A 25,434-nucleotide genomic window follows, 5' to 3' on the forward strand; every position below is an offset into this window, starting at 1 on the left:
GAACCAACTGTCTTTTTTACGACACAACTCGACCAACGCAGCAACAGCACCATCGACCCCGTCACCTCGACGCATCGTCGCCGTGAACGGAGAGCGCTCGCCGAGCGACTCGGTGGACTCACGAAACGCCGGGCCCGACTCGTTCGTCATCGGCGCTTCGCCCGCTCGCCCCGGCCGCTCGTCGTAACGACCGGACCGTCCGGTTTCGGCGTCCCGACGAGATCGCGCCGTGAACCGTCGTTCGGACCGCTTAAAACCGGATTCGTGCCGTTCTGGCACCAACTAAAGCGCCGGGAAGCCGGTTGGCCTCACCGGTCGAGCGTGACCGCGTCGTCGGCCGCGTTCTGTAACGCGTCCGAACGGCCGTGCGAGCCCGGTGCGATCGCGATCGTTTCCACGCCGGCGGTCCCCGCGTACTCGAGGACGGGTTTGAAGTCCGTATCCCGGGAGACGATCGCGAGTCGGTCGATGGTCCCGTCGCCGACGATCGCGGTCGCATCGACGGCGAGTTTCACGTCGACATCGCCGCTGGTAATGATGACTTCGAAGCCGCGCGCTTCCGCGGCCTGGATGAGACCGGGCGTAGCGTGTTCGTCGAGATAGAGTCGAATAACGCCGACGCGACCGAGCCTGCGAGCGGTATCGCGGAGATCGTCGAGATCGACGTCGAACTCGTCGCGGAAGACGTTCGGCCCGTCAACGAACAACCCTATTGCCGGTTCGGTGGCGGTGTCGGGTGCGAGACGTGCGCGAACGCGATCAAACATGGTCAGTTGCCGGAATTTTCCCGCGCACGGAAATAGGTGTGACGAAACGGTAGCACCGCCGATCGCATCGGCGGATAGTTAGAAAGCAGACATAAATTTCGGCGTCGGCGGCCCGAAGAGCCACACAATTAACTCCTTAGATGGAGAAAATAAACCCCCACTTAGTTCATTTCAGTTACTTACTATTATTACTATTACACTTGGTAACCCTCATCATGGCCACTCGACTCTCACGTGTCCGATTATAATATTAGTGTTCGAATTTTATTGTATTTCTTGGTGTTTAGGAAGAATTTAATATCACGCTGGAATTCTTTCGATTGCGTTATGTCCGGTGACAATAACCAACACATGGATCGAAGGTCGCTTTTGCAAACAGTCGGCGCATTCGGTGCGCTGGTCGGTTTGGGTGGTATCACGTCCGCGACGCCGGGTCGGGAGCCAGGGCCGAAGAAAGACGAGCTGATCGTCGGGGTCGATCCCGACGTCTCGAACATCGAAGCGGCGGTGGAGCCGAAGATTCCGAGCAACGCGAACATCGTCCACACGAACGAGACGCTGGGCTATGCCGCGGTGGAGATCGCCGACCAGGCCTCCATTCAGGCCAAGGAATCCGTCAAACGGACCGTCCTCGACGCCGACGAGGTGACCTACTCCGAAGACAACGTGACCTACGAGGCCATCGAGGCGGAACCACAGGAATTGGAAAGCGATAGCGAGACGGCGACGCCACTCTATACCCCGAACGACCCGGACTTCGGGAGTCAGTACGCGCCACAGCAGGTGAACGCGCCGGAAGCCTGGGACACGACTCTCGGCGATCCGGACGTCACGATCTCGATCGTCGACCAGGGAGTCCAGTACGATCATCCCGATCTCGCGGAGAACATGGACAACAGCGTCTCGAACGGAGGGTCCGACTTCGTCGACGATGACGGCGATCCGTACCCCGCAAGCGCGAGCGAGAACCACGGGACGCACGTGGCCGGGATCGCAGCCGGTGGCACCGACAACGGGACGGGGCACGCCGGCATCTCGAACTGTTCGCTGCTCTCGGCCCGCGCGCTCGGTGGCGGGGGCGGCGGTTCGCTCTCCGACATTGCCGACGCGGTCCAGTGGTCGGCCGATCAGGGTGCCGACATCATCAACATGTCCCTCGGCGGCGGCGGTGCCACGCAACTGATGCGGGAAGCCTGTGAGTACGCCGCTTCACAGGGGACATTGGTCATCGCAGCGGCCGGTAACGACTACGGCAGCAGCGTCTCGTACCCGGCCGCCTACGACAACGTGGTCGCCGTCTCCTCGCTGGACGAGGGTGAAACGCTGTCCGACTTCTCGAACGTCGGTCCGGAGATCGAACTGGCCGCACCCGGTGGCGACGTCCTCTCGAGCATTCCCTGGGACGACTACGACACCTTCTCCGGGACCTCGATGGCGTCGCCGGTCGTCGCCGGCGTCGCCGGCCTCACGCTCTCGGCGTGGCCGAGCCTCTCGAACGATCAGCTGCGGGAGCATCTCAAACAAACTGCCGTCGATGTCGGCCTGTCGGCGAACGAACAGGGCAGCGGCCGCGTTGACGCCGGCAATGCCGTCACCACCGAGCCGGGTACCTCTCCGAACCCGGACCCGGATCCGGATCCGGAGCCCGGTGAGTGCGGCGATGAGGTCAACACTGCAGGCGCGGACGGCGAACTCAGTGGTGGCTGGGGCGGCAACCCGAGCGATGCCTACACCTACCAGCTTCAGACGGCCGACCCCTGCAGTGCCACCGTCTCGCTCGAGGGACCGGCCGGCGCTGATTTCGACCTCTACCTGACGCTCGACGGACGGACGCCGTCGATGTACGACTACGACGAGCGTTCGGCGGACCAGGGTGCAAACGAAACGATCGAACTCGACCTCACGGGCAGCGAAGAGTTCGGCGTCCTCGTCAGCCGGTACAGCGGGAGCGGCTCCTACTCGCTGACGATCGACGAACGCGGTCGATAGATCGAGCGGCCACAGCCGACTTCTCCGAGTGAATCTCCGACCGCTCGGAGTTCGGCGACGGAGACTCTAGGGACTGTCGCGACCCGGGCTCACGTGACGAAACCGTAGCACAGCGACGGGCCCAGATGAGCAGCGGAGGCCCGGTCACGCGGCCGACCGACGGCAAACCGGCCCCTGTGGTCGCGTTAGTCCCGGAAACTCCGAACCGGTTCTCGTGTCCGCACGCTCGGTAATAAAAGTACGAATTCACACGTTCACACTTTATATTCAATAATTACTATTTCTGCCACTATTTGCCGTCCTATTTCAAAAATAAATCCATGGATGATTCGATAACGCTTTACTAATTTCAGGACTTGTTGACTGTCGTTCCATGACACAGAACGATCCCCCGGACGACCCCGCTCACGCGTACGATCGCCGCTCGATCCTGACCGGTGCCGGTTCGATCGTCATCGGCGGCGTAATCGGCTCGAGCGGCGTCGCGACCGCGACCCCGAGCCGCGAACCGGGGCCGAAGAACGACGAACTCATTCTGGGGATTTCGCCGTCAGCCGCGGACGTGGCCGGTGAGGCCCGTGCCGCCGTCCCCGGCAGTGCCGATGTCGTCCACGCGAACGAGTCGATCCACTACGCCGTCGTTTCGTTTCCATCCGATGCGCCCGCTCGCGCTCGCGAGGACGTCATCGACGCCGTCACTAGCTCCCCCGCAGTCGAGTACGCGGAACCGAACGTGACGGTCGCGTCGCTGCTCGAGCCGAACGACCCCTACTACGACTTTCAGCACGCCCCCCAACAGATCGGTTGCGAGACGGCCTGGGAGACGACCCGCGGCAGCGAGGACATCGTTATTGCCGTCGTCGATCAGGGGATTCAGTACGATCATCCCGCGCTCGAGGCGGCGGTCGACGACCGGATCGGGACGGATTTCCTCGACGCTGACGACGATCCGTATCCCGCCAGCGGAGCGAACCACGGCACGCACGTCGGCGGGATCGCGGCCGGCGGGTCGGACGACGGCACCGGCCACGCCGGTATCAGCGACTGCTCGCTGCTCTCGGTCCGTGCGCTCGACGAAAACGGTGTCGGATCGCTCTCCGATATCGCCGACGCGATTCAGTGGGCCGCCGACGCCGGGGCCGATATCGTCAACCTCTCGCTTGGGGTCGACGGCTCCTACGACACGCTGACTGCCGCCTGTGAGTACGCGGCCGACCACGGCGTCTTGCTGGTCGGAGCGGCCGGCAACGACGGGAGCGATCGCGTCTATTCGCCGGCCGCGGAGGACAGCGTCGTCGCCGTCTCGGCCGTCGACAGCGACGATTCACTCGCCTCGTTTTCGAACACCGGCTCGGCGATCGAACTCGCCGCCCCGGGCAGTCGACTCGTCTCGAGCGTGACCGGCGACGAGTACGCGCGAATGTCGGGCACGTCGATGGCAGCGCCGGTGGTCGCCGGCGTGGCCGGCCTCGTGCTCTCCGCCTATCCAGACCTCTCGCGGACGGAACTCCGCGAGCACCTTCGGGCGACCGCAGTCGATCTCGGCCTCCGCGATACCCAACAGGGGTACGGCCGCGTCGATGCGGCTACAGCGGTCGAGACCGATCCGTTCCCGGACGGGAGCGACCCCGACGAGGACGATCCTGGGGAGTGTGGTGACGAGACGATCACCGCGAGCGCGAGCGGCTCCCTCGATGGCAGCGGCTGGTGGGGCGAGAGCGACCGCTACAGCTACTCGTTGAACGCCGCCGACCCCTGTTCGGCGACGATCACGCTCGAGGGGCCTACTGACGCTGACTTCGATCTCTACGTGACCACGGACGGCAGCAAACCCACCAGATGGGATCACGACGCGTCGTCCGCGGACGCGGGCACGAGCGAATCCATCACGGTCTCGCTCGAGGGCGACGAGAAGATCAGGCTTCAGATACACGCGGCCAGCGGGAGCGGCGAGTACACGCTCCGACTCGAGGAACGCGGTCGATAAAGAAATCGCAGTTGGAACAGCTATTATTCGAAGACGAAGTAATCGCGTTCCTCGTCCTGGACGGAGATCCACTTGGGCTCGGTGAGTTCGCGGGTGATCCACTCGCCGTGGTAGCGACCGAGGCCGGACTGCTTGACGCCGCCGAAGGGCGCGTTGTGGTCCTCGTTGATCGGCTGGTCGTTGATGTGGACCATCCCGGCCTCGACCCGATCGGCGAGATTGCGGGCGCGCTCGGCGTCTTCGCAGAAGACCGACGCCGAGAGACCGTACTCGGTGTCGTTCGCCAACTCGATCGCTTCCTCGTCGTCCGAGAACGGGATCACGGGTGCGACGGGGCCGAAGTGCTCGTTACACGCCGTCGGCATGTCGTTGGTACAGTCCGAGAGGACCGTCGGCTCGACGAACAGGCCGTCGGCCTCGCCGCCCGTCTCGAGGGTGGCACCCGCCTCGAGCGAGCCCTCGATGAAGTCGACCAGGTCGTCGCGCTGGGTTTCGTTCTGGACGGGGCCGAACGTGACGTCGTCGTTCTCCGAGGGATCGCCGACGGTGAGCGATTCGGCGTGCTCGACCAGCAGGTCGACGTACTCGTCGTAGAGGTCCTCGTGGACCAGATGGCGGTTGATCGAGATACAGACCTGCCCCTGGTGGAAGAAGGACCCGAACGCACCGGCGCGGGCGGCCTTCTCGAGATCGGCCTCGTCGGTGACGATAAACGGCGCGTTGCCGCCGAGTTCGAGGGCGGGCAAGGCGAGGCTCGCGCCGGCTTGCTCGGCGACGCCCTTGCCGACGGCTGTCGAGCCGGTAAAGGAGACGACCCGCGGCGTCGGATGGCCGGCGATCCGATCGCCGATGTCGGAGCCGCGGCCGGTGACGACGTTGAGAACGCCGTCCGGGACGCCGGCCGCCTCGCACAGTTTCGCGATGAGCAGCCCGCCCGTGATCGGCGTGTCGGTCGCCGGCTTCAGAACGACCGTGTTGCCCAGCGCGATCGCGGGCGCGACCGCACGCATGGTGAGATGGAGCGGGAAGTTCCACGGCGAGATGACGCCCACGACCCCGACCGGTTCGTGGACGATGTGGTTGTCCTTGCCTTCGACCGACGGGGAGGGCCGAACCTCCTCTTCGGGTGGCTCGAGTTCGAGCGCCATCTCCACGTCGCCGGTCGTGGTCGCGAACTCGCCCATGGCCCGATAGCCCGGGGTGCCGGCCTCCGTCGCGAGCAGCCCGGTGATCTCCTCGACGTGCGCGTTCAGTTCGTCCAGCAGGTTTTGAACGATCTCGTTGCGCTCTTCCCGCGGCGTCGCCGCCCAGTCGGACTGGGCCGCCTCGGCCGCCTCGTAGGCGGCGTCGACGTCGGCTTCCGTCCCCGCGGGGACCTCGGTAAATACTTCCTGTTTCGCCGGGTTTTCTACGGGGATCGTTTCGCCGCTCGCTGCGTCCCGCCATTCGCCGTCGACGTATATCCGATCCCAGTCGGCCTGTGGGTCGAGTGCTGGCGTGCTCATGCATCGATTCGTAGGTCGCTTCCGGCCATATGTTTTCGGCAACCGGAGACGATAGGCAGAACAGTTGTAACCGGAATTGGTTATCGAGCGGCCGCGAGGGGCGGTCAGCCGTCGGGACTACCGACTCGGCAGGGGAGCGTAGACGGTGACCCGTCGTCGCGGTCAGCCGACGAAAAGACATTACTACACCGCGGGAGATGTCTCGACCATGCCGCTTCAGACGCCGCCGTTACGTGGGATTCACGACGAACGTGGAGCGAAGTTTACGGAGTTTGGCGGCTGGGACATGCCGGTCGAGTTCGATTCCATTCAGACGGAACACGCGGCCGTCCGAGAGGACGTCGGGATCTTCGACGTCTCGCATATGGGCCAGATTCACGTGACCGGCCCGGACGCGACCGAGTTGATGCAACGGCTGACGTCGAACGACGTCTCCCGGCTCGGGGTCGGCGACTCCCAGTACGCCGCGATCACCGACGAGGACGGGACCGTCATCGACGATACCGTCGTCTATCGGCTCCCCGACGAGGGCGAGACGCCACAGGACTCCCACGGAGACGGCGACGCCGACGGGGAGCCGACCTATCTGTTCGTCCCCAACGCGGGCACCGACGAGGCGACCCACGAACGGTGGCTCAGCTACCGCAACGAGTGGGACCTGGAGGCGACCGTCGACAACCGGACCGATGAATACGCGATGTTCGCCGTACAGGGACCGAACGCGGTCGATCTGGTGGCGAGCGTCACCGAGGACCCCGTCGGCGACCTCGAGCGGTTCGAGGCCCGGTACGCGACGATCGACGGCGTCGACTGCTGGACCGCCCGGACGGGCTACACCGGCGAGGACGGCTTCGAACTGATCGTCCCCTGGGCGGACGCCGCGGAGATCTGGACGGCGCTCGACTGCCAACCCTGCGGTCTCGGCGCGCGGGACACGCTCCGCATTGAGGCCGGCTTGCTGCTCTCCGGACAGGACTTCGATCCCGAGGACAACCCGCGGACGCCCTACGAAGCCGGCATCGGCTTTACCGTCGCACTCGAGACCGAGTTCGTGGGCCGGGACGCTTTGGCGGCGGTCGACGCGGTGGGCGTCGACGAGCGGCTCGTCGGCTTTCAGCTGATCGACCGCGGCGTCCCCAGACACGGCTACGACATCACGACGACCGAGAGCCGGGTGATCGGCACCGTCACCAGCGGGACGATGAGTCCGACCCTCGAGAAGCCGATCGGGCTCGGCTACGTGCCGGTCGAGTACGCGGAGCCGGGGACCACGCTGCAGGTCGTCGTCCGCGGCCAATCGAAGAAAGCAAGAGTCGAAACCACACCCTTCATCGATACAGTATAATGAGCTTCGACGTTCCCGACGAGAGACGGTACCTGGAATCGCACGAGTGGGCACTCGAGACCGACGGCGTCGTCCGCGTGGGCATCTCCGACTTCGCACAGGACGAACTCGGCGACGTGGTCTTCGTCGAACTCCCCGACGAGGGCGACGACCTCGAGCAAGAGACGGAGTTCGGCGTCGTGGAATCGATCAAAGCCGTTTCCGATCTCTACGCACCCGTCGGCGGCGAGGTCGTCGCGATCAACGACGACCTGTTCGACGCCCCCGAACTCGTCAACGAGGACCCCTTCGGCGAGGGCTGGATGCTCGAGATCGAGGCCGACGATCCCGACGAACTCGAGGCGTTGCTGACCGCCGAGGAGTACGAAGACCAGATCGCCTGAGCCGCAGACCCGTCTTCGGTTTCGGTGGGCCATCGTTTCGATAGCGACTGCACCGTCGAGTTGCCGGAGTACCGGCCGTCCGAGATAACAGCCCTCGCCCCGTCGAACCACTCGCGGGCTCGCCCGAAACGGTTAGGAACGTACACACGTCAGCAGACGGTAATGGCTTCCCCCGCAGCGTCGGCGATCGGCCCAGTCCCCGCAGCCGCGATCTCCGGTCTCGATCTGGTCGTCTTGCTGGGACTCCTGCACGTCTGGGGACTCGTTGTCGGGATAGACGCCGCCAACGACGACGTACTGTCGGGACTCGACTGGGCCAGACGCCGACTCCACGTCGGCACGCGATTGTACGCACTCCTCATGCTCGGTGCGACGGTCGTCGTCTGGCTGCCGTTTGCCGTCGGCTCGTACCCGTTCTTCGGAACCGGTCCCGTCGGCGGATCGCGGCGCGTCATCGTCCCCATCGCCGTCGGCGGCCTGTTGGTGGGCAGCGGGTGGTACTTCGTCGGCGGGCTGCTCACGACGCTTCGCTCCTCTGTCACCCTTCGGCGGGCGACCGTCACCGACGCCGGTGCCGTCGAGGGCGGACTCGTCGCCGTCTCCGGGCGCGTCGCTCCCCTCCGAGAGCCGCTCGAGGCACCCCTCACGGGCTGTGACGCGGTCTGGTATCAGCTCACGGCGACGACGCTCCGCGCGGACGATGCCGAGGACCGGGCCGGCGGTGCTGCCGACTCACTGCTTCGGAGCGTCCTGACGTACTCGACCGATCCGCCACGTCTACTCGCGGATCGGCGGACCCCGTTCGCCATCGAAACCGATACCGGCCGGGTCGTCGTCGATCCCGCGGCAGCGGCGTGCCGACTCGAGCGGACGGCGTCGAACCGGATCGCCGCCGACGAGCGCCCGCCGGAACCGCTCGCGAGTCGGCTCCGGGAGGCGGCCGACTTCGAGACCAGTGACCGGGATCAGTGCTACCGCGAGGCGGTCCTCGCGGTCGGCGACACGGTAACCGTCCTGGGCGTCGCCGACTCCGCGGACGGCAGGGGGTCGATCGCCGTGACCGACGACTGGCACACCGACTTCATCGTCGCTCCCGGTAGCAACCGCGAGGTTGCGCGAGCCCTGCGGGAGACGATCGGTGGCTGTGCCCTCGCCGCGGTCGTCTTGATCGGCAGCGGGACCGCTCTCCTGTGGTGGATCGCCGGACACAGCCTCCCGTGAACTCGTCGAAAGCAACTGAACCCGGAGCGGCAGGCGGTCGGAGTGTCCGCCGTGAGCGTCAGCCGAAGCGGCGGCCGAGTCGTCCGACCGGAACCGGTCACCGATAGCGTCTCGAAAAACGACCCGCTCGGGAGTTAGTCGAGCGTCATGAGGTGCTCGAGCACGTCGTCGAGCGGGGCCGAGGTGACCGCCAGCGAGTAGCCGTCGATGCGCGCGAGTTCCCTCGCGTGGTCCCAGAGGTCCTCCTCTTCGAGCCCGTGAAGGATCACGGCGTTCGGCGTCGGGTTGACGACCCGCAGCGCGATGCCGACGCCCTCACCCTGGGTGACGTTGGTGAACACGAGGACGCGGTTCGTACTCTGCCCGTAGAGGCGAAAGAACTCCTCGCTCGAGAGCCGGGTGATCGCCTCGATGCTGTCGATGACGGTGTGGCCGCTGACCTGCTCGGTCCCGCTCGAGGCCACTTCGGTCGCCTCGAGATCGTCGTACAGTCGCGTGAGGGGAAGCGAGGTGGCGTACTCCCGAAGGTCGTAGACGACATCGCTCTCGAAGCCCGCCGAGAGGACGCGGCCGTACTGTCGGATGCGCTCCCCGCCGCGGCGTTCGTCGATTGCGAGCATGCCCTCGACGAGTCGCCCGACGACGCCGATACCGGGGCTCTCCCGGCGGCCGCTCTCGTAGTCGGAGATGACCGACGAGGAGACGTCGAGTTCGGCTGCGAGATCGGTCTGTGAGACGTCGAAGTCGGTCCGCCACTTCCGAAGCGTCGCACCGGGGTCCTCACTCAGCGTGATCTCCCCGGCGATTTTCTCCGCGAGTTCCCGTTTCGGTCCGCGTCCGCTCATACCCGACCGTCTCCCGGTCGATGCAAGTAGCTACCGGAGACCGACTGCCCGTCCGGCTCGAGAGCCGACCGCTCCCGACTCGAGCGCCCCAACAGTCAAGCCCCCGCGGTTCGAGTCCGCGGAACGTGCCATCGACCGTCGTCCACGTCGCGTTCGCAGGCTTGCTCGGGGTCGCATTGCTCGGCGACGAGTTCGATACCCGCGCAATCGTGCTCGTGATGGGCTGTGCCGCCGTCCTCGATCTCGATACGCTGATCGGCATCGTCGTCCCCGGGACGCATCGCGCGGCACTGCACAACGTCTGGATCGTCCTCGTCCCCGCCGCCGCGTTGCTGTGGGACGGGACGATCCGCGGGGAATCGACGCTCCGGGACCGGTGGGGGAGTTACGGCCACCGCGTCGCGTGGGTCAGTTTGGCCGGAATGTTCCTCGCCCACGTCCTGTTCGACGCGTTCTTCAACGGTGTCAACCTCTTCTGGCCGCTCCACGACCGATTTTACGACCTGTCGGGGTCGCTGCTCGTGACCGATCAACGCGGTCTCGTCCAGACGTTCGTCGAACTCGACGCCGGACACCTGGCCGAGTCGACGGCTCGCGGGACCACGGAGAACACCCACTACAGAACCGGGTTCGATCCCACTCGAGACGAGCCGGCGACCGCCGTCGAGCGGATCTTCCCCATCGCGGCGACCGGTGAACGGTTCGTGCTCACCGTCGCTGGATTCGGAACGGTGCTCGTTCGAATCGTCGAAGGGCGGCGGACTGGCCGAGAGTGACGGCTCGACCGCGGTCGGCGATTCGACTACGCCGCTGTCGCGGGCGACAGCGGAACGGTTACTCGGCTGTCCCCTCGCTCGCGGACGGCGGCGCGGTCGTCTCGACGCGGTCGCGGAGCCACGCCATCGCCGCCTCGACCGTTTCCGGGTCGGTACTCGAGACGCGAATCCGGCCGGGCCGGTTCTCGCTGCGCGGATAGCTGCCGACCGAAACGTCGAAGCGTTCGGTCACCCCCTCGAGCGCCTCGTGCAGCGCCCCCTCGGGTGCCGGCGTGTACAGCGTCTCCGCGGTCGAATCGCCCTGGAACTCGTCGGCGACCGATTCGAACATCGCCCGCATCTCGTCGGGGATGCCGGCGAAGACGTAGACGTTCTCGACGAGACAGCCTGGAGCCCAGCCTTCGTTGACGACGATCGGCGTCGCACCCTCGGGAATCGAGGCCGCGGCGTCGATATCCAACTGGAGGTCGTACTCCTCTACTATCTCGGGGTTCTCGTCGCGGAACGCGGCCGCCTTCTCGACGAGTCGGTCCCGGATCTCGCCGTGGACGACGAACTCGCGTTCCAAGCCGTCGGCGACGGCTTCGACGGTCACGTCGTCGGGCGTGCCGCCGATGCCGCCGGTGACGATCACCGCGTCGAACGCGTCGCTCCAGCGGTCGACGTAGTCCGCGATGAGGGCGCGGTCGTCGGGGATCGTCAGGATTCGCTGGACCGTGCTGCCGCGCTCGGTGAGCCGCTCGGCCAGCCACGATGCGTTCGTGTTGGTCGTCGATCCCGCGAGAATCTCGTCGCCGACGGTGACGATCGCGACGTTCATAGCCGGGATTCGGCAGCCGGCCAGTTATCCGCTCGGGTTCCGGACGGCAGTCGGTGGGGGACGGGACCGAGGAGCGGTCGCCGGACCCGTAGCCGCGTGATCGAACCGCATCTGCGGCCGTCGGCACCGGTCCCCGTTCGTCGATCGCCAGCGCCACGATTTTGTAAGCCCTGTGCTAAGTGACCGTATGGAAGTTGTCACCGGCGACGAGCGTTTCGCCGTGTCCCCGTCGCCGAACGATAGCCGCCGACTGCCCGGTGCTGACGCGGTAGAGGTGCGAACCGGCGATCGAACCCGGTGCGGATTCGACGCGAGCCCGACGACGTGGGAGCCGCCGCGGCGACCGGGGTGGGACCGATGGTAGCCGCCGACCTCGCGTTCTCGTTCGGGCGGCTCCTCTTTGCCCTCTTCCTGGTCTTCTTGAACGGCTTTTTCGTCGCCGCTGAGTTCGCGTACGTCCGCATTCGGCCGACACAGATCGAGGAACTCGTCGCGGAGGGGCGGTCGTCGGCGAAACTCGTCCAGGAGGCCGAGGAGAATCTAGACGACTACCTCGCGACGACCCAACTCGGCATTACGATCGCCTCGCTGGGGCTCGGCTGGGTCGGCGAACCGGCCATCGCCTCGCTGCTCGAGCCCGTGCTGGGACCGGTGCTTCCCGCGGGAACGCTTCATCTGGTTTCCATCGCGATCGGGTTCAGTATCATCACGTTCCTGCACGTCGTCTTCGGGGAGCTCGCGCCCAAGACCCTCGCTATCGCGGACGCCGAACGGATCGCGCTGCTCGTCGCCGCGCCGATGAAGTTCTTCTACTACATCTTCATCCCGGGGATCATCGTCTTCAACGGCACGGCGAACTTCTTCACGCGGCTCATCGGCGTCGCGCCGGCCTCCGAGCGCGACGAGGGCCACAGCGAAGAGGAGATCCGACGGATCGTCGCCCAGTCGGGCGAACAGGGTGTCGTCGACGCGGACGAGGTCGAGATGATCGAATCCGTCTTCGACCTCGGTGAGACGGTCGCCCGCGAAGTCATGATTCCGCGTCCCGATGTCGTCACCGTCCGTGCCGGCATGCCCCTCTCCGAACTCCGCGGCGTCGCCGCCAGCGGGAGCTACACGCGATTACCCATCGTCGACGAAGCCGCCGACGAACCGGTCGTCGGATTCGTTCACGCGAAGGACGTCCTCAAAGCCATCGAAGCCACGGACGGCAACGACGGCCGAGCGGGCGACGAACCGACCGCACGCGATCTCGCTCGAGAGGTCCTCATCGTCCCCGAGACGCGCCGGATCGACGAAATCCTCACCGAGTTCCGCCAGCAGAACGTCCAACTGGCCGTCGTCATCGACGAGTGGGGTGCGTTCGAGGGGATTCTGACCATCGAGGACGTTATCGAGGAGGTGGTCGGCGAGATCCAAGACGAGTTCGACGCCGCCGACATGGTGCCCTCGATCGACGACCTCAACGGCGGCCGATACGCCATGGATGGTCGCGTCCCGCTGGCCGACGTCAACGAAACGCTCGGAACGACGTTCGAAGGCGACGCGTTCGAGACCATCGGCGGCCTGGTGTTGAGTCGCATCGGCCGCGCTCCCGAAGCCGGGGACGCGATCACGGCCGACGGCTACGAACTCACCGTCGACGACGTGGAAGGGACGCGCATCTCGCGGGTGACCGTCGGCGAGGCCGCGCCGGAGGCCGACGAGTCGGCCGACTGACTCCACCGCCGGAGCCCCGCTTCGCTGCGTGCTCGATGAGTGGAGCGCTCGAGCGAACCGGCCACTACCAGTCCGGGGTGGCGATCCGTGTCGAACCGCAGAGCGGTGTCGCGGTCGGACGCGCCGGATCGCGGCAGACGTAGTACCCTGGGACGACGGTCGAATACGACGAACGCGCACGTCCGTGCTGATGACTGTAACCGGACATGATACACGTCCAATACTTTATCACGTGAGATGTTCTCCGTCGGAGTATGAACCGTCGGACGTTCATCGGCGTCTCGGGTATCGGTTTCGGTCTCGCGGGCTGTCTCGACGCGGATTCCGATACGCCCACTGATTCGAACGGGTCGCGTAGCGACTCCGACCTCGCAACCGGGAACGCGACGGACGGGGCCACCGAAGAGGCGGATCGGAACGCCGATCCGTCGACGGACACCGAGGCCGAGACGGAGACTACGGGGACCGGTGACGACTCCGGCGGTGAGAGCGGGGACGCGGAGCCAACGGTAACGTTTCCCTCGTGCACTCGAGCGGAGGTTACGGGGACGTTCGCGGCCGACGATGTCGCCTTCGCGAGCACGGACTTCTACGAGGACGGACTGTACGGGAACACCATGCTAGAGGACGGGATCGTGTTCGGCGAGGACGTGGCTGCACCGTTCTCCGGCACGGTCGCGTTCGAGATCGGTGAGACCGCGGCCGTTCGCGAGTCATCCGACGAGGTCGTCGTCGAGATACCGCCGTACGGCAGTGACGGGACCGTCATCTCGTCGCTCACGACCGAGCGAGAGGCGTATCTCACCGGCGGCGTCACACACGGGAATCCACACGCCCGCGAGTGTTTGCGCGAAATCGAAGCCGACGATGGCGGCGATACCGACGCGGAAACCCCCGCGGCGTTCGAGATCGTGCGTCTCGAGACGAACGCGCCGATCGACGCCGGCGACTTCCTCGAAGTCAGCGCGACGATCGAGAACACCGGCGGAACCGACGGCACGCACGACCTCGAGTTGATCGTCGGCCACAGTTCCGAACGGGTCGAACGGCGGACAGTGAGCCTCGCGGCCGGCGAACGAACGACCGTCACGACGGGGTACGAAACGCCGCGCGTCGACGCCGATCAGGAGGTTCCCGTCCGCATCGAAGCGGGCGACGACGCGGCCGAACGGTCCGTGTTCATCCACGGGACGGACTGAGACGACGCTCCGCAACCACTAAACGCGGCTCGCACCAACCGGTGATCAATGACCGACTGGACGGAGAAGTCCGGAAAATACGATGTAGGTTCGATGTACTGAGAACGTCGAATACGTCTCGTCGTTCGCTCGTCGATGCGGAGATGAATTCCGGCCAGTGGGGATAGAATGGGTATCTCTGTATATCGGGGAACATTTTTACTTTCGCCCACCATACGACAAGATATGTCAGACGTAGCGCTGGACGACCGCGGTCGTCTCACGCTCCCCAAGGAGGTCCGAGAGCGATACGGGGACCGATATCACGTTGTTCAGCTTCCAGACGGAGTCAAATTGGTTCCGGTCGCTGACGACCCGCTCGAGGCACTCAGAGATGAGTTTGCGGATGTCGAGAAGTCGGCCGACGAACTTCGTGAAGAAGCACGCGAAGCAGCGCTCGACGAGGCCGGACAGTAAATGTATGCGGAAACCGACTTTCTGCTCGCGCTCATCAAGGATGAAGACTGGCTCGGAGACGCCGCCGAAGCGGTATACCGAGACCAACAGGACGAGTTGTGGACGTCGCAATTCACGCTCATCGAACTCCTTTTAGTAGCCTACCGCGAGGACCGCGATACCGAACGGGTCGTTTCGAACGCTGCCAACCTCGTCGAGGTACGCGGTGACGCGGAGACGGTCGTTACGGCGGCGACGTACGTGGAGGACCACGGGTTCACACCGTTCGACGCGCTTCACCTCGTCGAATCCAACGGGGATACTATCGTCTCAAGCGATGACACATACGAGGACGTGACGCCTCGTCTCGACTTGAAGACGGTCACCGAAGAGTAGCGTCCGCAACCACTAAACGCGACTCGTCCCAACCAGTGTTCAATGACCGACTGGACCGAGAAGTACCGTCCGACGACGCTGTCGGAGGTACGCGGCAACAACAAGGCCCGCGACCAACTCGAGGAGTGGGCCGAAAGCTGGGACGACCACCGCAAGTCGGTGATCGTCCACGGCAGCCCCGGCGTCGGGAAGACCTCCGCTGCCCACGCGTTGGCCGCCGACATGGGCTGGCCGGTAATGGAGTTGAACGCCAGCGACAGCCGCGGAGCCGACGTCATCGAGAAGATCGCCGGCGAGGCTGCCAAGAGCGGGACCCTCACCGGCGGCGAGGCCGGTCGCCGACTCGTCGTTCTCGACGAGGCGGACAACTTCCACGGCAACGCCGACTACGGCGGTTCTCGAGAGGTCACGCGCGTCGTCAAGGACGCGAACCAGCCGATCGTTCTCGTCGCAAACGAGTTTTACGAGATGAGCAAGTCGCTGCGAAACGCCTGTGAGACGATCGAGTTCCGCGACGTCTCGAAGCGCTCGATCGTCCCCGTCCTGCGGGACATCTGCCGGCGCGAGGGCGTCGAGTTCGAGGAGGGTGCCCTCGAGAAAATCGCCGAATCGACCAGCGGCGACCTGCGCTCGGCGGTCAACGACCTGCAGGCGGTTGCCGAGGAGACCGAGCGACTGACCGTCGACGACGTGGTGACCAGCGAGCGCGACACGACCGAGGGCATCTTCGACTTCCTCGACGAACTCATCAAGGAGAAAGACGCCGAGGGAGCGCTGCGGGCCTCCTACGACGTCGACGAGACGCCGGACGATCTGCTCAATTGGATCGAGGATAACGTGCCGAAAGACTACGAAGGGGCCGAACTCGCCGATGCCTATGAGTTCCTCTCGAACGCAGACCGCTGGCTGGGTCGGGTCCGGGCCACACAGGACTACTCCTACTGGCGGTACGCGACGGACAACATGACCGCCGGCGTCGCCGCTTCGCGGCGGGGCGAGAAGGGCGGCTGGACCCGCTACGGCCCGCCGAGCTACTGGTCGAAGCTCGGCCGTACCAAAGGCACCCGGAACACCCGCGATTCGATCGCCGAACGCATCGCCGAGCGGGAAGGCGCAAGCGTCGCAACCGCCCGCCGGGAGATCCTCCCCTTCCTGTCGGCGATGACCCACCACTGCAAGAACCGGGAACTGACCGTCCGCATGGCCGCGGCCTACGATCTCGATGAATCCGAGGTCTCCTTCGTTACCGGCAGCGGAACGGACACCAACAAAGTCGAATCGATCGTCACGGACGCCGACGAACTGAAAGCCGAGAAAGCGGTCGAGCACTCGGGCAACGCCTTCTTCGAGGCCGAGCGCTCGAGCGGTAACGACGAGACGACCGCCGCTGTAACCGACGAAGGCGACAACGACGACTCGAGCGGGCAGCAGGCGCTCACGACGGCGAAGTCGGACGATAGTAACGGCGGTTCCGTGTCGGACGACTCGTCGTCGGTCGACGACCCCGACGACGATCAGGCTGGGCTGAGCGACTTCATGTAATCAGTGTGGCCGTTGGCGGCGCACCGACGCCGGCGGACGTCGGAGCCGAGTTGGGATGCCCTCGGCAACATCTGTCTACATATTGACTGACCGGCACTATTACGTCGCTGAACGATGAGAGTACCTCTTGGTGACCCGCCGAATGACTGAGCCACATAGCTGCCCGCTCTGTACGGAGACGTACGACGATCGCAACGACCTCCGCGTCCACCTCGAGGTGACCCACCGGAAATCCGAAGTCGTCTCCTCTCTGGTCGAACTCGACGCAGCGGTGACCGATATCTCGTCCGATCACGAGTCGACGACCGTCGACGAAGAGCCACAGGCACCGTCCGCCTGACCGAGTGCGAACACTGATCAGCGGTCTTCTACCGGGAGTCGATCGCGAAACGCCGACGACAGTGCCTCGCTAACGCCCGCAGCGAGGGCAGGCGGCTCGAGATCGCCATCGGTTTCGGTCCCGTCCAGCGGCGGAACCGTCTCGACCGGATAGCCGGTCATCCGCTCGAGTTCGTCGGGGTTCGTCCGTTCCGCGGTCGTTTCGCCCGCGTACTCGTTGACGACGATCCCACGGAGATCGATGTCGCGGGCCTCGAGTGCGTCGACCGAGAGCGCGGTGTGGTTGAGCGTGCCCAGTCCCGACCGCGTGACGACGACCGCCGCGGCCGCGAGGTCGGCGACGAGGTCGAGTACCTCCCGGTCGCCGGCCAGCGGGACGCGGAGGCCGCCGATCCCCTCGACGATCGGGACCGGGGTGGCCTCGATCTCCCGCTCGCAGGCCGCGCGGATCGACTCGTAGGAGAGGGCCTCCCCGGCGACCTCGGCCGCGACCCGCGGTGCGAGCGCTGGTTCGAGATAGCGGGGACAGGTCGCGGCCTCCGGAGTGCCACAGGCCGCGGCGACGAACGCCGCGTCGTCGTCCGGCGGATGCCCGGTCTGGGCCGGTTTGATCGCCCGGGCGTCGTGGCCCTCCTCGCGGAGCAGGCGCGTGAGCCCAGCCGTCACGACCGTCTTCCCGACACCCGTTCCGGTGCCGACGACGGCGATCGGTCGCCGGGCGCTCATAGCAATCCGACCTCCTCGCCCGCGGCGCGAAACGCCTCGAGACAGGCGATGATGTCGTTCCGATCGTGGGTGGCCATCGGAACGACGCGGATGCGACTGGTTCCCTCCGGAACCGTCGGCGGCCGGATCGCCGGCGCGACGACGTCGCGTTCCCGGACCCCGTCGGCGAGGGCGATCGCGTCCCGCCGGTCGCCGACGACCACCGGGAGGATCTGTGAGTCGCCCCACACCTCGAACCCCATCGATTCGAGGCCGTCCCGGAGGTGGGCGACGTTCTCCCAGAGGCGCTCCCGTGCACCGCCGTGACGGGCGACGTGGAGCGCCTCGCTCGCCGCCGCGGCCGCCGGCGGCGCGAGTCCGGTCGAGAAGACGAACGAACGCGCGTCGTTGAGCACGCATTCGATCAACTCCGCGCTGCCGGCGACGTACCCGCCCTGACTGGCCAGCGCTTTCGAGAGCGTTCCCATCTGAACGTGGACGCGGTCCTCGAGGCCCTCCGCCTGGACGACGCCGCCGCCGTTCGCGTAGAGGCCGGTCGCGTGGGCCTCGTCGGCCATCACCCACGCGCCGAACTCCTCGGCGGCGTCACAGATCGCATCGAGGGGCGCGACGGTGCCGTCCATACTGAACACCGAATCGGTGACGATCAGCCAGGACTCGTCGGCCGCCTCGCGGCCGTCTCGAGCCGCCCGCTCGGCTCGGGCCGCGAGCTTCGATCGCAGGCTCGCCGCATCGCAGTGGTCGTAGACGACCGTCTCGGCGTTCGCGAGTCGACAGCCGTCGATGATGCTTGCATGGTTCAACTCGTCGGAGAAGACGACATCCGGCTCGAGCGCCGTGATCGTGCCGACGTTCGCGGCGTACCCCGAGGAGAAGGCCAGCGCACGCTCGGTGCCTTTGACCTCGGCGAGTTGCCGCTCGAGGTCCCGGTGGACCATCGTATCGCCGGTGACGAGTCGGCTCGCACCGGCACCCGTCCCGACGGTCGCGGCGGCCTGCCGAGCCGCGTCCTGTATCCGCTGGTCGTCGGTCAATCCCAAGTAGTTGTTCGAGGCGAAGACGAGCGCCTCTGCCGTCTCGAGGACGGGCAACTCGCCGCCCGATGGCTCGGCGAAGTAGCCGTGCTCGGCGACCCGGTCGACGGGCGAGAGGGCACGTTTCAAGTCGTTTTCCTCGAGCGTCTCGAGTCGGCTCTCGAGGTCGAACCCGCGGTCGGCCATTCGGCTAAACCGACTCAACGCCACGGTTTGACTCTCACGGTTCGGATCGAGCGGTCGGTTCGGCGTCGCTGCGGCTCGAGACGCACGATATGCGGCGGTTCCGGATGTCGTCGTCGATCTCCCATCGAAACGGACCTCGGTGGGATCAGAAGCCCGGCAGCAGGTCGGCCGGACCGAAGACGCCGTACTCGCCCGCTCGGTTCCGGCGAACGCCGGCTTTCAGATAGCCCAGCGCGGGCCCGTTGACATTGGCCTCCATGCTCGTTTCGTCGCCCAGTTGGAACGTGTTCGTCGCCGTCTCGCCGTCGAAGGTGCGGCCGGTCACGCGGACCGTCGTCGTCGTCGGCTTCTCGTCGTTGCGAACGTCGAGAACCCCGCCGACGGTGACGTCGTCGGCGTCACAGACACCGGCGCGCTCGAGCAGAACGTCGTCGGCGTGTTCCATGTCTTCGAACTCGATGACGCCGTCGTGGTCGTCGATGATGGCTTCGATCTCGGACTCGGAGAGCCCGCGCGCGGTTTCGATGTCGTACTCGGGGAGGTGGGCGATGTCCTCGCGGACGGTGCCGCGGTTGTCCTCGTATCCCGATTTGAGGCCGACGCCCCACCAGATGTCGACGTCGGTGACCTCGACGAACGACTGGGCGGCCAGCGCGGCGGCACCGGTCAGCAGGCCTGGCGTCGCGCCCGCCCCGCAGATGAAGGTGACGCCCGCGTCCTCGAACGCATCGCTGCGCTCGTCGAGCATGCCGATCACGCGCGAGCGCTTGAGCACGTCGATCATGACCCCGGAGTAGCCGCCTTCGACGAAGCGATCGGCGGTTCGGGGAATGAAGTCGTGTTCGTAGTTCGGCAGCGCCAACAGCACGGCGTCGATCCGGTCGCCGCGGTCGATGATCTCCTGAATGGCGTCCTCGCTGGGACGGGCCTGGCTCGAGGCGACGACGCCCCTGTCCTCGCCGTGTTGTTTGACGCCGCTCTCGGCGGTCGCCGCGCCCGTGCCGCCGTCCGTCGCGACCTCGCTGTCGATGTTCCCCTCCGTCGCCGCCAGCAACTCGTCGACGTCGAGGCCGTCGAAGTCGACGGCGACGCCGTGGCGGTCACACGCCGCGACGGGCGTCAACGCGTCCTTGTGCTGGCTCACTTCGAGTGCTCGTCGGCCGATACCTCCGGTGCCGAGTACCGCAAACGTGATTTCGTCCATGAGTGTCGATGTGCTGAATGCGTCGCGTCGTCAGTCGTCGCTCGGTTCCGCGCCAGTACTCGCCGTCTCGCTCGAGGGGTCCGCGGCGCCGCCGTGACGGGCCTTGACCTCCTCGGGGTCGAACTCGTTGGTGTCCCGGTTGGGTTCCAGCCCCGCGCGCTCGATGATCTCGATGTCCTCACCGGGTGACTGCCCCCCGGTGGTAAGGTAGTCGCCGGTGAGGAGGCCGTCTGCGCCGGCCTCGAGCGGCAGGTGCTGCTCGTCGGGCGCCAAGTTGACCTCGCGACCGCCGGTCAGGCGGACCCGCGACTCGGGGTGGAGCAGTTTGTACACCGCGACCGTCTTGACGATCTCGTCGGTCGAGATGTCGGCACCCTGATCGTACAGCGGCGTTCCCTCGACCGGATTGAGCACGTTCACCGGCAGCGAGGAGATGCCGATGTCCTGCAGGGCGATCGCGGCCTCGACCCGGTCGGTCGGCGTCTCGCCCATCCCGAGGATCACGCCCGCACAGAGGTCCATCCCGGCCTCTTTGGCCACCTCGAGGGTCTTCACCCGGTCCTCGAAGCTGTGCGAATCGACGATCTCGGGGAAGTAGTTCGGCGAGGTCTCGATGTTGTGATTGTAGTGATTGATCCCCTCCTCGGCGAGGATCGCGGCCTCCTCCTCGGTCAAGATGCCCAACGAGGCGTCGACCTCGAGATCGCACTCGTCGCGGACGCGGCGGATGGACTCGAGGACCTCCGCCCACTCCTCGGGGCGGTGTTCCTTCGAGACGCCCTTCTCGGCGACGACGATGCCGAAGCGCTGTGCACCGTCGCGTTCGGCCCGCTTCGCGGCCTCGAGGATCTTCTCGGGGCCGAGGAAGCCGTAGGTGTCGATGCCGGTGTCGAAGTGGACCGACTGCGCACAGAAGCCACAGTCCTCCGCGCAGTTGCCCGCCTTCGCGTTGACGATCGAGCAGGCGTCGACCGTGCCGTCGCCGAAGTGATCCCGCACGGCGGCACCGGCCTCGGCGAGCGCGTCGACCGGTTGGGCCATCAGCGCGAGCCCGTCGGTCCGATCGAGGCGTTCGCCGGCCATGACCCGCTCGAGCGCGTCGTCAACCGTCTCGTTGCCAGTCTCGTAAACCACAATCCGAATGGCGATTAACGAGACTATAATGATTGTGGATTCTCACTATGGGTGAAACGTACAGGTCCATCGGAGAGGCCGGCCGACCGATGGACCACTCAGTCGCACCGAAGATGCGGCGGACTCCCCGATGGCACTAAACGGAACAACGATAGCTTCGTTCACGTTGATTTCCCCAACTTTTGTATAAGGATATGTGATGTCGTGACATATGGTTCTCAGTATCTCGGAGGAACACTTCGAGGACGTTCCGGACTTCGACTACGAACCGCAGTACGCCGACGTCGGCGAGTTGGACATGGCGTACGTGGAAACTGGCGGTAGCGGGGGCAGCGACGACGTCGAGGAGACGTTCCTCTGTCTGCACGGCGAGCCGACGTGGTCGTTTCTCTACCGCAAGATGATGCCGACGCTGGCCGAGCGCGGCCGCGTCGTCGTCCCCGACCTGATCGGCTGTGGCCGCTCGGATCGGTACGAGGACCGCGACGACTACACCGTCGGGATGCACTACGACGCGCTCCGGACGTTCGTCGAGCGACTCGATCTGACGAACATCACGCTCGTCTGTCAGGACTGGGGTGGGTTGCTCGGGCTCTCGCTGGCGGCGAATCAGGCCGAACGGTTCGCCCGCTTGGTTCCGATGAACACCGGCCTCCCCGACGGGAGCCAGGAGATGCCCGATACCTGGCACGCGTTCGCCGAGTTGGTTGCCACCGCCGACGATCTCGACATCGGCGAACTCGTGGCCAACGGCTGTTATCGGGACTGCTCCGAGGACGTGCTCGACGCCTACCGCGCGCCGTTCCCCGACGATCGATACATGGCCGGCGCGCGGACGTTCCCCGGACTCGTCCCCCAGTCGCCCGACGACCCTGGGGCGGACCTGTTCGCCGACGCCCGGGACCGACTCGCGGAGTGGGAGAAGCCGGCGTTCGTCCTGTTCGCCAGCGAGGACCCGATCACCGCCGGCAACCGCAACCCGCTGCGCGAGTTGCTCCCGACCGCGAGCGACCAGCCCGACGTCTGGATCGACGAAGCCGCACACTTCCTGCAGGAAGACGCCGGCGAGGAAATCGCCGAGCACATCGTCGCATTCGTCGATCGGACCTGATCCGATCGCTGTCCGTCGGTTCGGTCCGAACCGTTACCGCGGCGTCTCCGCGCCCCACTTCTCGAGGGCCGTCGCCAGTTCCGCGTGGTCGTCGGCGTAGGTCTCGAGGTCCGTGCCCGCCATCGAGGCCTCGACGGACTGTCGGAGCGCTTTCGCACCCGCGTGCGTGCCGTCCGGGTGGCCGTGGACGCCGCCGCCGGCTTGTACGATGATGTCGGTCCCCAGCGCGTCGATGAGCTGATCGACCACGCCGGGATGCAGTCCGCCGGAGGCGACCGGGAGGACGGGCCTGAGGCCGTGGCAGTCGCTCGTGAGCCACTCGTTGATTCCCGGCGTGTCCTCGTTCGCGAGCTTTCCCAGCCCCGCGGTCCCGGTGTGGATGTGGTCGACGCCACAGAGGCGGGCGATCTGGGCGATGACGCGCATCGACACCCCGTGGTGGTCCAGTCGGTCGAAGGCGGCGTGCATCGCGCGGTGGGCGTGGATCGCCAGCCCGTGGTCCGCGCAGCGTTCCCGAACCGACTGGACGGCCGCCCAGCCGCAGGTGATCACGTCGACCATGACGAACCCGCCGCCGTGTTCGGCGACGAGATCGACTCGCTCGAGCATCTCGGTGGTCTCGGCGGTCACGTTCACGAGGTAGTCCTTGCGCTCGCCGGTCTCTTCCTGGGCGCGGTCGCGGGCGGCGAGGCTCTCGGCGAGTCGGTCCGCGAAGGGGTTGAACGCCTGGTCGGTGAGGTTCTCGTCGTCTTTCAGCAGGTCGATGCCACCGCGCCAGGCCTCCTCGCCGATGCGGGCGTGGGCGTCGGTCGAGAGGCCCACCTTGGGTTTCGGCACCGTCGCCAACACCGGCCGCTCGCCCGCGTCCAACTTCTCGCGCGCGACGCTCGGTCCGAACTGTGGGCCCGGAAACCCGCTCGTGATCGATTCCGGCCAGTCGCAGTCCTCGAGCCGGATCGAGTCGACGGCTTTCATCCCAAGGATGTTGCCGGCGATACACGAGAGGATTTGGGGCATGCTACCGTCCTCGAACAGCGCGGTCGGGTACGCGACCGTAACCGTCCGTCCGTCAATGCCACAGGCGACTGCACCGAGATCCGTGAGTTCGTCCTCGTCGACGTGTAGGGCGGCCCAGGTGCCGTTCGATGACTCCGAGGCGACGCGACTCGCCGCCGCCTCCATCGACATCCCGTCGGCCGGTTCGATCGTGAATTCACAGACCAGTTCCGTCGCGGCGGGGTCGTATCCGAGGTCCAGAAAGTCGTCGTACTCGATCCCTGTCATGATACCGTCCGACATACGACGCGTCGAGTAATAGTGCTTGTGCCGACACCCGGCGAGTCGCTACGAACGGGCGATATATTCCGACTTTCGCCTCGCACGACGATTTTCCCGATTGTCTCCTGTTCTGCTCGTATGCTGCCCGATCGTAAACCGGAACCGCTATCGATGCCCGCTAACGGCCAGTACACTAATATTGTACTTCCCGTCTCCATCGCGACGGGAAAAATTCCGAAAATTAAAGTCGTGTGATAATCCACTAGGAGCAAGCGGGTTCATGACAGATAGTACGACAGACAGTCCGGGTGACGGTGGGCTCGACGTGGGTGCGAGCACCGACGAACTGTTCGGGGAGTTCGAGGAAACCGACACGGGAGCCGGGCGGCGAACGGAACGGGGGGATGGGGACGAAGCCGACGGTGACGATCCGGACGAAGTCGAAGACAGGACGGCCGCCGAGGTCTTCGATCAGCTCCGTGCCGAAGCCGCGGACGAGGGCGATACCGACGACGTGCTCGCGGACGAAACGCCGGACGACATCATCGCGAGCGCGGCGGAGCCGGAACCCGACCCGGCGACGCCCGTCGACGACGAGCTGCGAGCCGACGAGGACGAACTCACGGAGCTGCTTCTCACCGGCCGCACGAAAGACGGGGAGTTCCTCTGGGTCGACACCGCTGGTTCCGACGACCGGCGGGACGACGACCCCGTCGATTCCACTCCCTCCACGAACGAGGGGCCCGACGGCGGTGACGCCGAGACGCCGACCGCCGAGGCACAGGACGACTCACGGACTGCGACGACGACCGCCGAGACCGCGGACGAGCCGTCCGACGGCGACCCCACCCTCGAGAACGGGACGGACAGTGCCGTCGACCCCGACGCGGCTGCGGTGACCGAACCGGACGCGGAGAGCGACGCCGATGCTACACGCGATACCGATGCCGCTCCGGAGACCCCGTCGGACGCGAGTGCCGACTCGGCGGTCCACAGCGCCGAGTCGGAGTCGCGTCTCGAGGACGGGGCGGACGCGGCCGCGGTCGACGGTCCCGACACGGCCGACCGCGACACCGACGCCGCGGGGACCGATACCGACGCCGGAGGGAGCGATACCGATATCGATACGACCGAGGCCGACTCCGCGGCCGACGACGGCTCGGCTGGACTGCTCGGACGAGTGCGGTCGCTGTTCGGCTGATCGTTCCGAGCCCGTCGAACGCGCGCCGCCGACCTGCCGTCCGGTCGATGAGGAACCCTCGCCGTCCGCTCGCGACGGCCCGGAACCGACCCGTTGTCCCTATCGTCCCGCCGCCTCGAGTCCGATCACATCTCGGGATGCCACGCGAGCCCGGTCCGTCGAACCGTATACGCGTTTGCACCACACTCCGGACACTGCGTCCCGCCCGTCTCCGGATCGGTCGTTCGCTCCGGGATCGTCCGCGTGGCGCCACAGCGATCGCATTCGAGCCAGACCGGCATACCCACAGTGA

Annotated in this window: 24 protein-coding genes; 14 read left to right on the forward strand and 10 right to left on the reverse strand. The window is 66.0% G+C overall.

Going from position 1 to position 25,434, the window contains the following annotated elements:
* Positions 1-308: 308 nt before the first annotated feature.
* Positions 309-767, reverse strand: coding sequence for an NYN domain-containing protein (locus ALTAJ2_RS11380; protein ID WP_049900429.1), 459 nt, complete (start codon positions 765-767; stop codon positions 309-311).
* A 327-nt stretch (positions 768-1,094) separates the two neighbouring features.
* Here ALTAJ2_RS11380 and ALTAJ2_RS11385 point away from each other — a divergent pair, with 327 nt between their 5' ends.
* Both ALTAJ2_RS11385 and ALTAJ2_RS11390 read left to right on the forward strand, forming a co-directional pair.
* Positions 1,095-2,756, forward strand: coding sequence for a S8 family peptidase (locus ALTAJ2_RS11385; RefSeq protein ID WP_049900432.1), 1,662 nt, complete (start codon positions 1,095-1,097; stop codon positions 2,754-2,756).
* Between the two features lie 373 nt (positions 2,757-3,129).
* Positions 3,130-4,743, forward strand: a complete 1,614-nt coding sequence (locus ALTAJ2_RS11390) for a S8 family serine peptidase (RefSeq protein ID WP_007109557.1) — start codon at positions 3,130-3,132, stop codon at positions 4,741-4,743.
* Between the two features lie 23 nt (positions 4,744-4,766).
* Here the strand turns inward: ALTAJ2_RS11390 and ALTAJ2_RS11395 are convergent, their stop codons facing one another.
* A complete protein-coding gene (locus tag ALTAJ2_RS11395; RefSeq protein WP_007109558.1) occupies positions 4,767-6,248 on the reverse strand; it encodes an aldehyde dehydrogenase family protein in 1,482 nt (493 codons plus the stop codon).
* Between the two features lie 208 nt (positions 6,249-6,456).
* On the opposite strand from ALTAJ2_RS11395, the gene gcvT reads away from it, so the two are divergent.
* The 3 genes from gcvT to ALTAJ2_RS11410 all read left to right on the forward strand — a co-directional run bounded on the left by gcvT (position 6,457) and on the right by ALTAJ2_RS11410 (position 9,197).
* Positions 6,457-7,593, forward strand: a complete 1,137-nt coding sequence (gene gcvT, locus ALTAJ2_RS11400) for a glycine cleavage system aminomethyltransferase GcvT (protein WP_007109559.1) — start codon at positions 6,457-6,459, stop codon at positions 7,591-7,593.
* On the forward strand, positions 7,593-7,976 hold the full coding sequence (gcvH, locus tag ALTAJ2_RS11405) for a glycine cleavage system protein GcvH (RefSeq protein WP_006186817.1): 384 nt from the start codon (positions 7,593-7,595) through the stop codon (positions 7,974-7,976). The genes gcvT and gcvH overlap by 1 nt, the downstream gene beginning before the upstream one ends.
* A gap of 162 nt (positions 7,977-8,138) precedes the next feature.
* A complete protein-coding gene (locus tag ALTAJ2_RS11410; protein ID WP_007109560.1) occupies positions 8,139-9,197 on the forward strand; it encodes a GIDE domain-containing protein in 1,059 nt (352 codons plus the stop codon).
* A 134-nt stretch (positions 9,198-9,331) separates the two neighbouring features.
* On the opposite strand, the gene ALTAJ2_RS11415 is transcribed toward ALTAJ2_RS11410, so the two are convergent.
* Positions 9,332-10,042 (reverse strand): helix-turn-helix domain-containing protein, encoded by a 711-nt coding sequence (locus ALTAJ2_RS11415; RefSeq protein WP_006186819.1) that lies wholly within the window; start codon positions 10,040-10,042, stop codon positions 9,332-9,334.
* A gap of 125 nt (positions 10,043-10,167) precedes the next feature.
* Between ALTAJ2_RS11415 and ALTAJ2_RS11420 the strand changes: the two genes are divergently transcribed.
* A complete protein-coding gene (locus tag ALTAJ2_RS11420) occupies positions 10,168-10,818 on the forward strand; it encodes a metal-dependent hydrolase (protein WP_007109561.1) in 651 nt (216 codons plus the stop codon).
* A 58-nt stretch (positions 10,819-10,876) separates the two neighbouring features.
* Here the strand turns inward: ALTAJ2_RS11420 and ALTAJ2_RS11425 are convergent, their stop codons facing one another.
* Positions 10,877-11,638 carry a competence/damage-inducible protein A gene (locus ALTAJ2_RS11425; RefSeq protein ID WP_007109562.1) on the reverse strand — a complete coding sequence of 254 codons (762 nt, stop codon included), beginning with the start codon at positions 11,636-11,638 and terminating at the stop codon, positions 10,877-10,879.
* Between the two features lie 357 nt (positions 11,639-11,995).
* On the opposite strand from ALTAJ2_RS11425, the gene ALTAJ2_RS11430 reads away from it, so the two are divergent.
* The 6 genes from ALTAJ2_RS11430 to ALTAJ2_RS11455 all read left to right on the forward strand — a co-directional run bounded on the left by ALTAJ2_RS11430 (position 11,996) and on the right by ALTAJ2_RS11455 (position 17,269).
* Entirely contained in the window at positions 11,996-13,357 is a 1,362-nt protein-coding gene (locus ALTAJ2_RS11430; protein ID WP_049900530.1) for a hemolysin family protein, read from the forward strand.
* Between the two features lie 254 nt (positions 13,358-13,611).
* Positions 13,612-14,556 (forward strand): hypothetical protein, encoded by a 945-nt coding sequence (locus ALTAJ2_RS11435; protein ID WP_007109564.1) that lies wholly within the window; start codon positions 13,612-13,614, stop codon positions 14,554-14,556.
* 225 nt (positions 14,557-14,781) lie between these two features.
* Positions 14,782-15,012, forward strand: coding sequence for an AbrB/MazE/SpoVT family DNA-binding domain-containing protein (locus ALTAJ2_RS11440; protein WP_007109565.1), 231 nt, complete (start codon positions 14,782-14,784; stop codon positions 15,010-15,012).
* Positions 15,013-15,387 (forward strand): type II toxin-antitoxin system VapC family toxin, encoded by a 375-nt coding sequence (locus ALTAJ2_RS11445; protein ID WP_007109566.1) that lies wholly within the window; start codon positions 15,013-15,015, stop codon positions 15,385-15,387.
* A gap of 42 nt (positions 15,388-15,429) precedes the next feature.
* Complete coding sequence (locus ALTAJ2_RS11450) at positions 15,430-16,929, forward strand: replication factor C large subunit (protein ID WP_007109567.1); 1,500 nt, start codon at positions 15,430-15,432, stop codon at positions 16,927-16,929.
* A gap of 142 nt (positions 16,930-17,071) precedes the next feature.
* The gene (locus tag ALTAJ2_RS11455; protein ID WP_007109568.1) at positions 17,072-17,269 is read left to right on the forward strand and encodes a hypothetical protein; all 198 of its coding nucleotides are present in this window, start codon (positions 17,072-17,074) and stop codon (positions 17,267-17,269) included.
* A 17-nt stretch (positions 17,270-17,286) separates the two neighbouring features.
* Here ALTAJ2_RS11455 and bioD read toward each other — a convergent pair whose 3' ends face one another.
* The 4 genes from bioD to bioB all read right to left on the reverse strand — a co-directional run bounded on the left by bioD (position 17,287) and on the right by bioB (position 21,552).
* Positions 17,287-17,994 carry a dethiobiotin synthase gene (bioD, locus tag ALTAJ2_RS11460; protein WP_007109569.1) on the reverse strand — a complete coding sequence of 236 codons (708 nt, stop codon included), beginning with the start codon at positions 17,992-17,994 and terminating at the stop codon, positions 17,287-17,289.
* Positions 17,991-19,214 carry an aminotransferase class I/II-fold pyridoxal phosphate-dependent enzyme gene (locus tag ALTAJ2_RS11465; RefSeq protein ID WP_007109570.1) on the reverse strand — a complete coding sequence of 408 codons (1,224 nt, stop codon included), beginning with the start codon at positions 19,212-19,214 and terminating at the stop codon, positions 17,991-17,993. The genes bioD and ALTAJ2_RS11465 overlap by 4 nt, the downstream gene beginning before the upstream one ends.
* Positions 19,215-19,359: 145 nt before the next feature.
* On the reverse strand, positions 19,360-20,418 hold the full coding sequence (locus ALTAJ2_RS11470; protein WP_007109571.1) for a hypothetical protein: 1,059 nt from the start codon (positions 20,416-20,418) through the stop codon (positions 19,360-19,362).
* 30 nt (positions 20,419-20,448) lie between these two features.
* The gene (gene bioB / locus ALTAJ2_RS11475; RefSeq protein WP_007109572.1) at positions 20,449-21,552 is read right to left on the reverse strand and encodes a biotin synthase BioB; all 1,104 of its coding nucleotides are present in this window, start codon (positions 21,550-21,552) and stop codon (positions 20,449-20,451) included.
* A gap of 211 nt (positions 21,553-21,763) precedes the next feature.
* Between bioB and ALTAJ2_RS11480 the strand changes: the two genes are divergently transcribed.
* Positions 21,764-22,663 carry a haloalkane dehalogenase gene (locus tag ALTAJ2_RS11480; protein ID WP_007109573.1) on the forward strand — a complete coding sequence of 300 codons (900 nt, stop codon included), beginning with the start codon at positions 21,764-21,766 and terminating at the stop codon, positions 22,661-22,663.
* Positions 22,664-22,696: 33 nt separating this feature from the next.
* On the opposite strand, the gene rbcL is transcribed toward ALTAJ2_RS11480, so the two are convergent.
* The gene (rbcL, locus tag ALTAJ2_RS11485) at positions 22,697-23,947 is read right to left on the reverse strand and encodes a type III ribulose-bisphosphate carboxylase (protein WP_049900533.1); all 1,251 of its coding nucleotides are present in this window, start codon (positions 23,945-23,947) and stop codon (positions 22,697-22,699) included.
* Positions 23,948-24,221: 274 nt separating this feature from the next.
* Between rbcL and ALTAJ2_RS11490 the strand changes: the two genes are divergently transcribed.
* Positions 24,222-25,142, forward strand: a complete 921-nt coding sequence (locus ALTAJ2_RS11490; RefSeq protein ID WP_007109575.1) for a midas domain-containing protein — start codon at positions 24,222-24,224, stop codon at positions 25,140-25,142.
* A gap of 125 nt (positions 25,143-25,267) precedes the next feature.
* Here the strand turns inward: ALTAJ2_RS11490 and ALTAJ2_RS19735 are convergent, their stop codons facing one another.
* On the reverse strand, positions 25,268-25,423 hold the full coding sequence (locus tag ALTAJ2_RS19735) for a hypothetical protein (RefSeq protein ID WP_007109576.1): 156 nt from the start codon (positions 25,421-25,423) through the stop codon (positions 25,268-25,270).
* Between the last annotated feature and the right edge of the window lie 11 nt (positions 25,424-25,434).

This window comes from Natrinema altunense, assembly GCF_000731985.1.
GTDB classification, from domain to species: Archaea; Halobacteriota; Halobacteria; order Halobacteriales; family Natrialbaceae; genus Natrinema; species Natrinema altunense.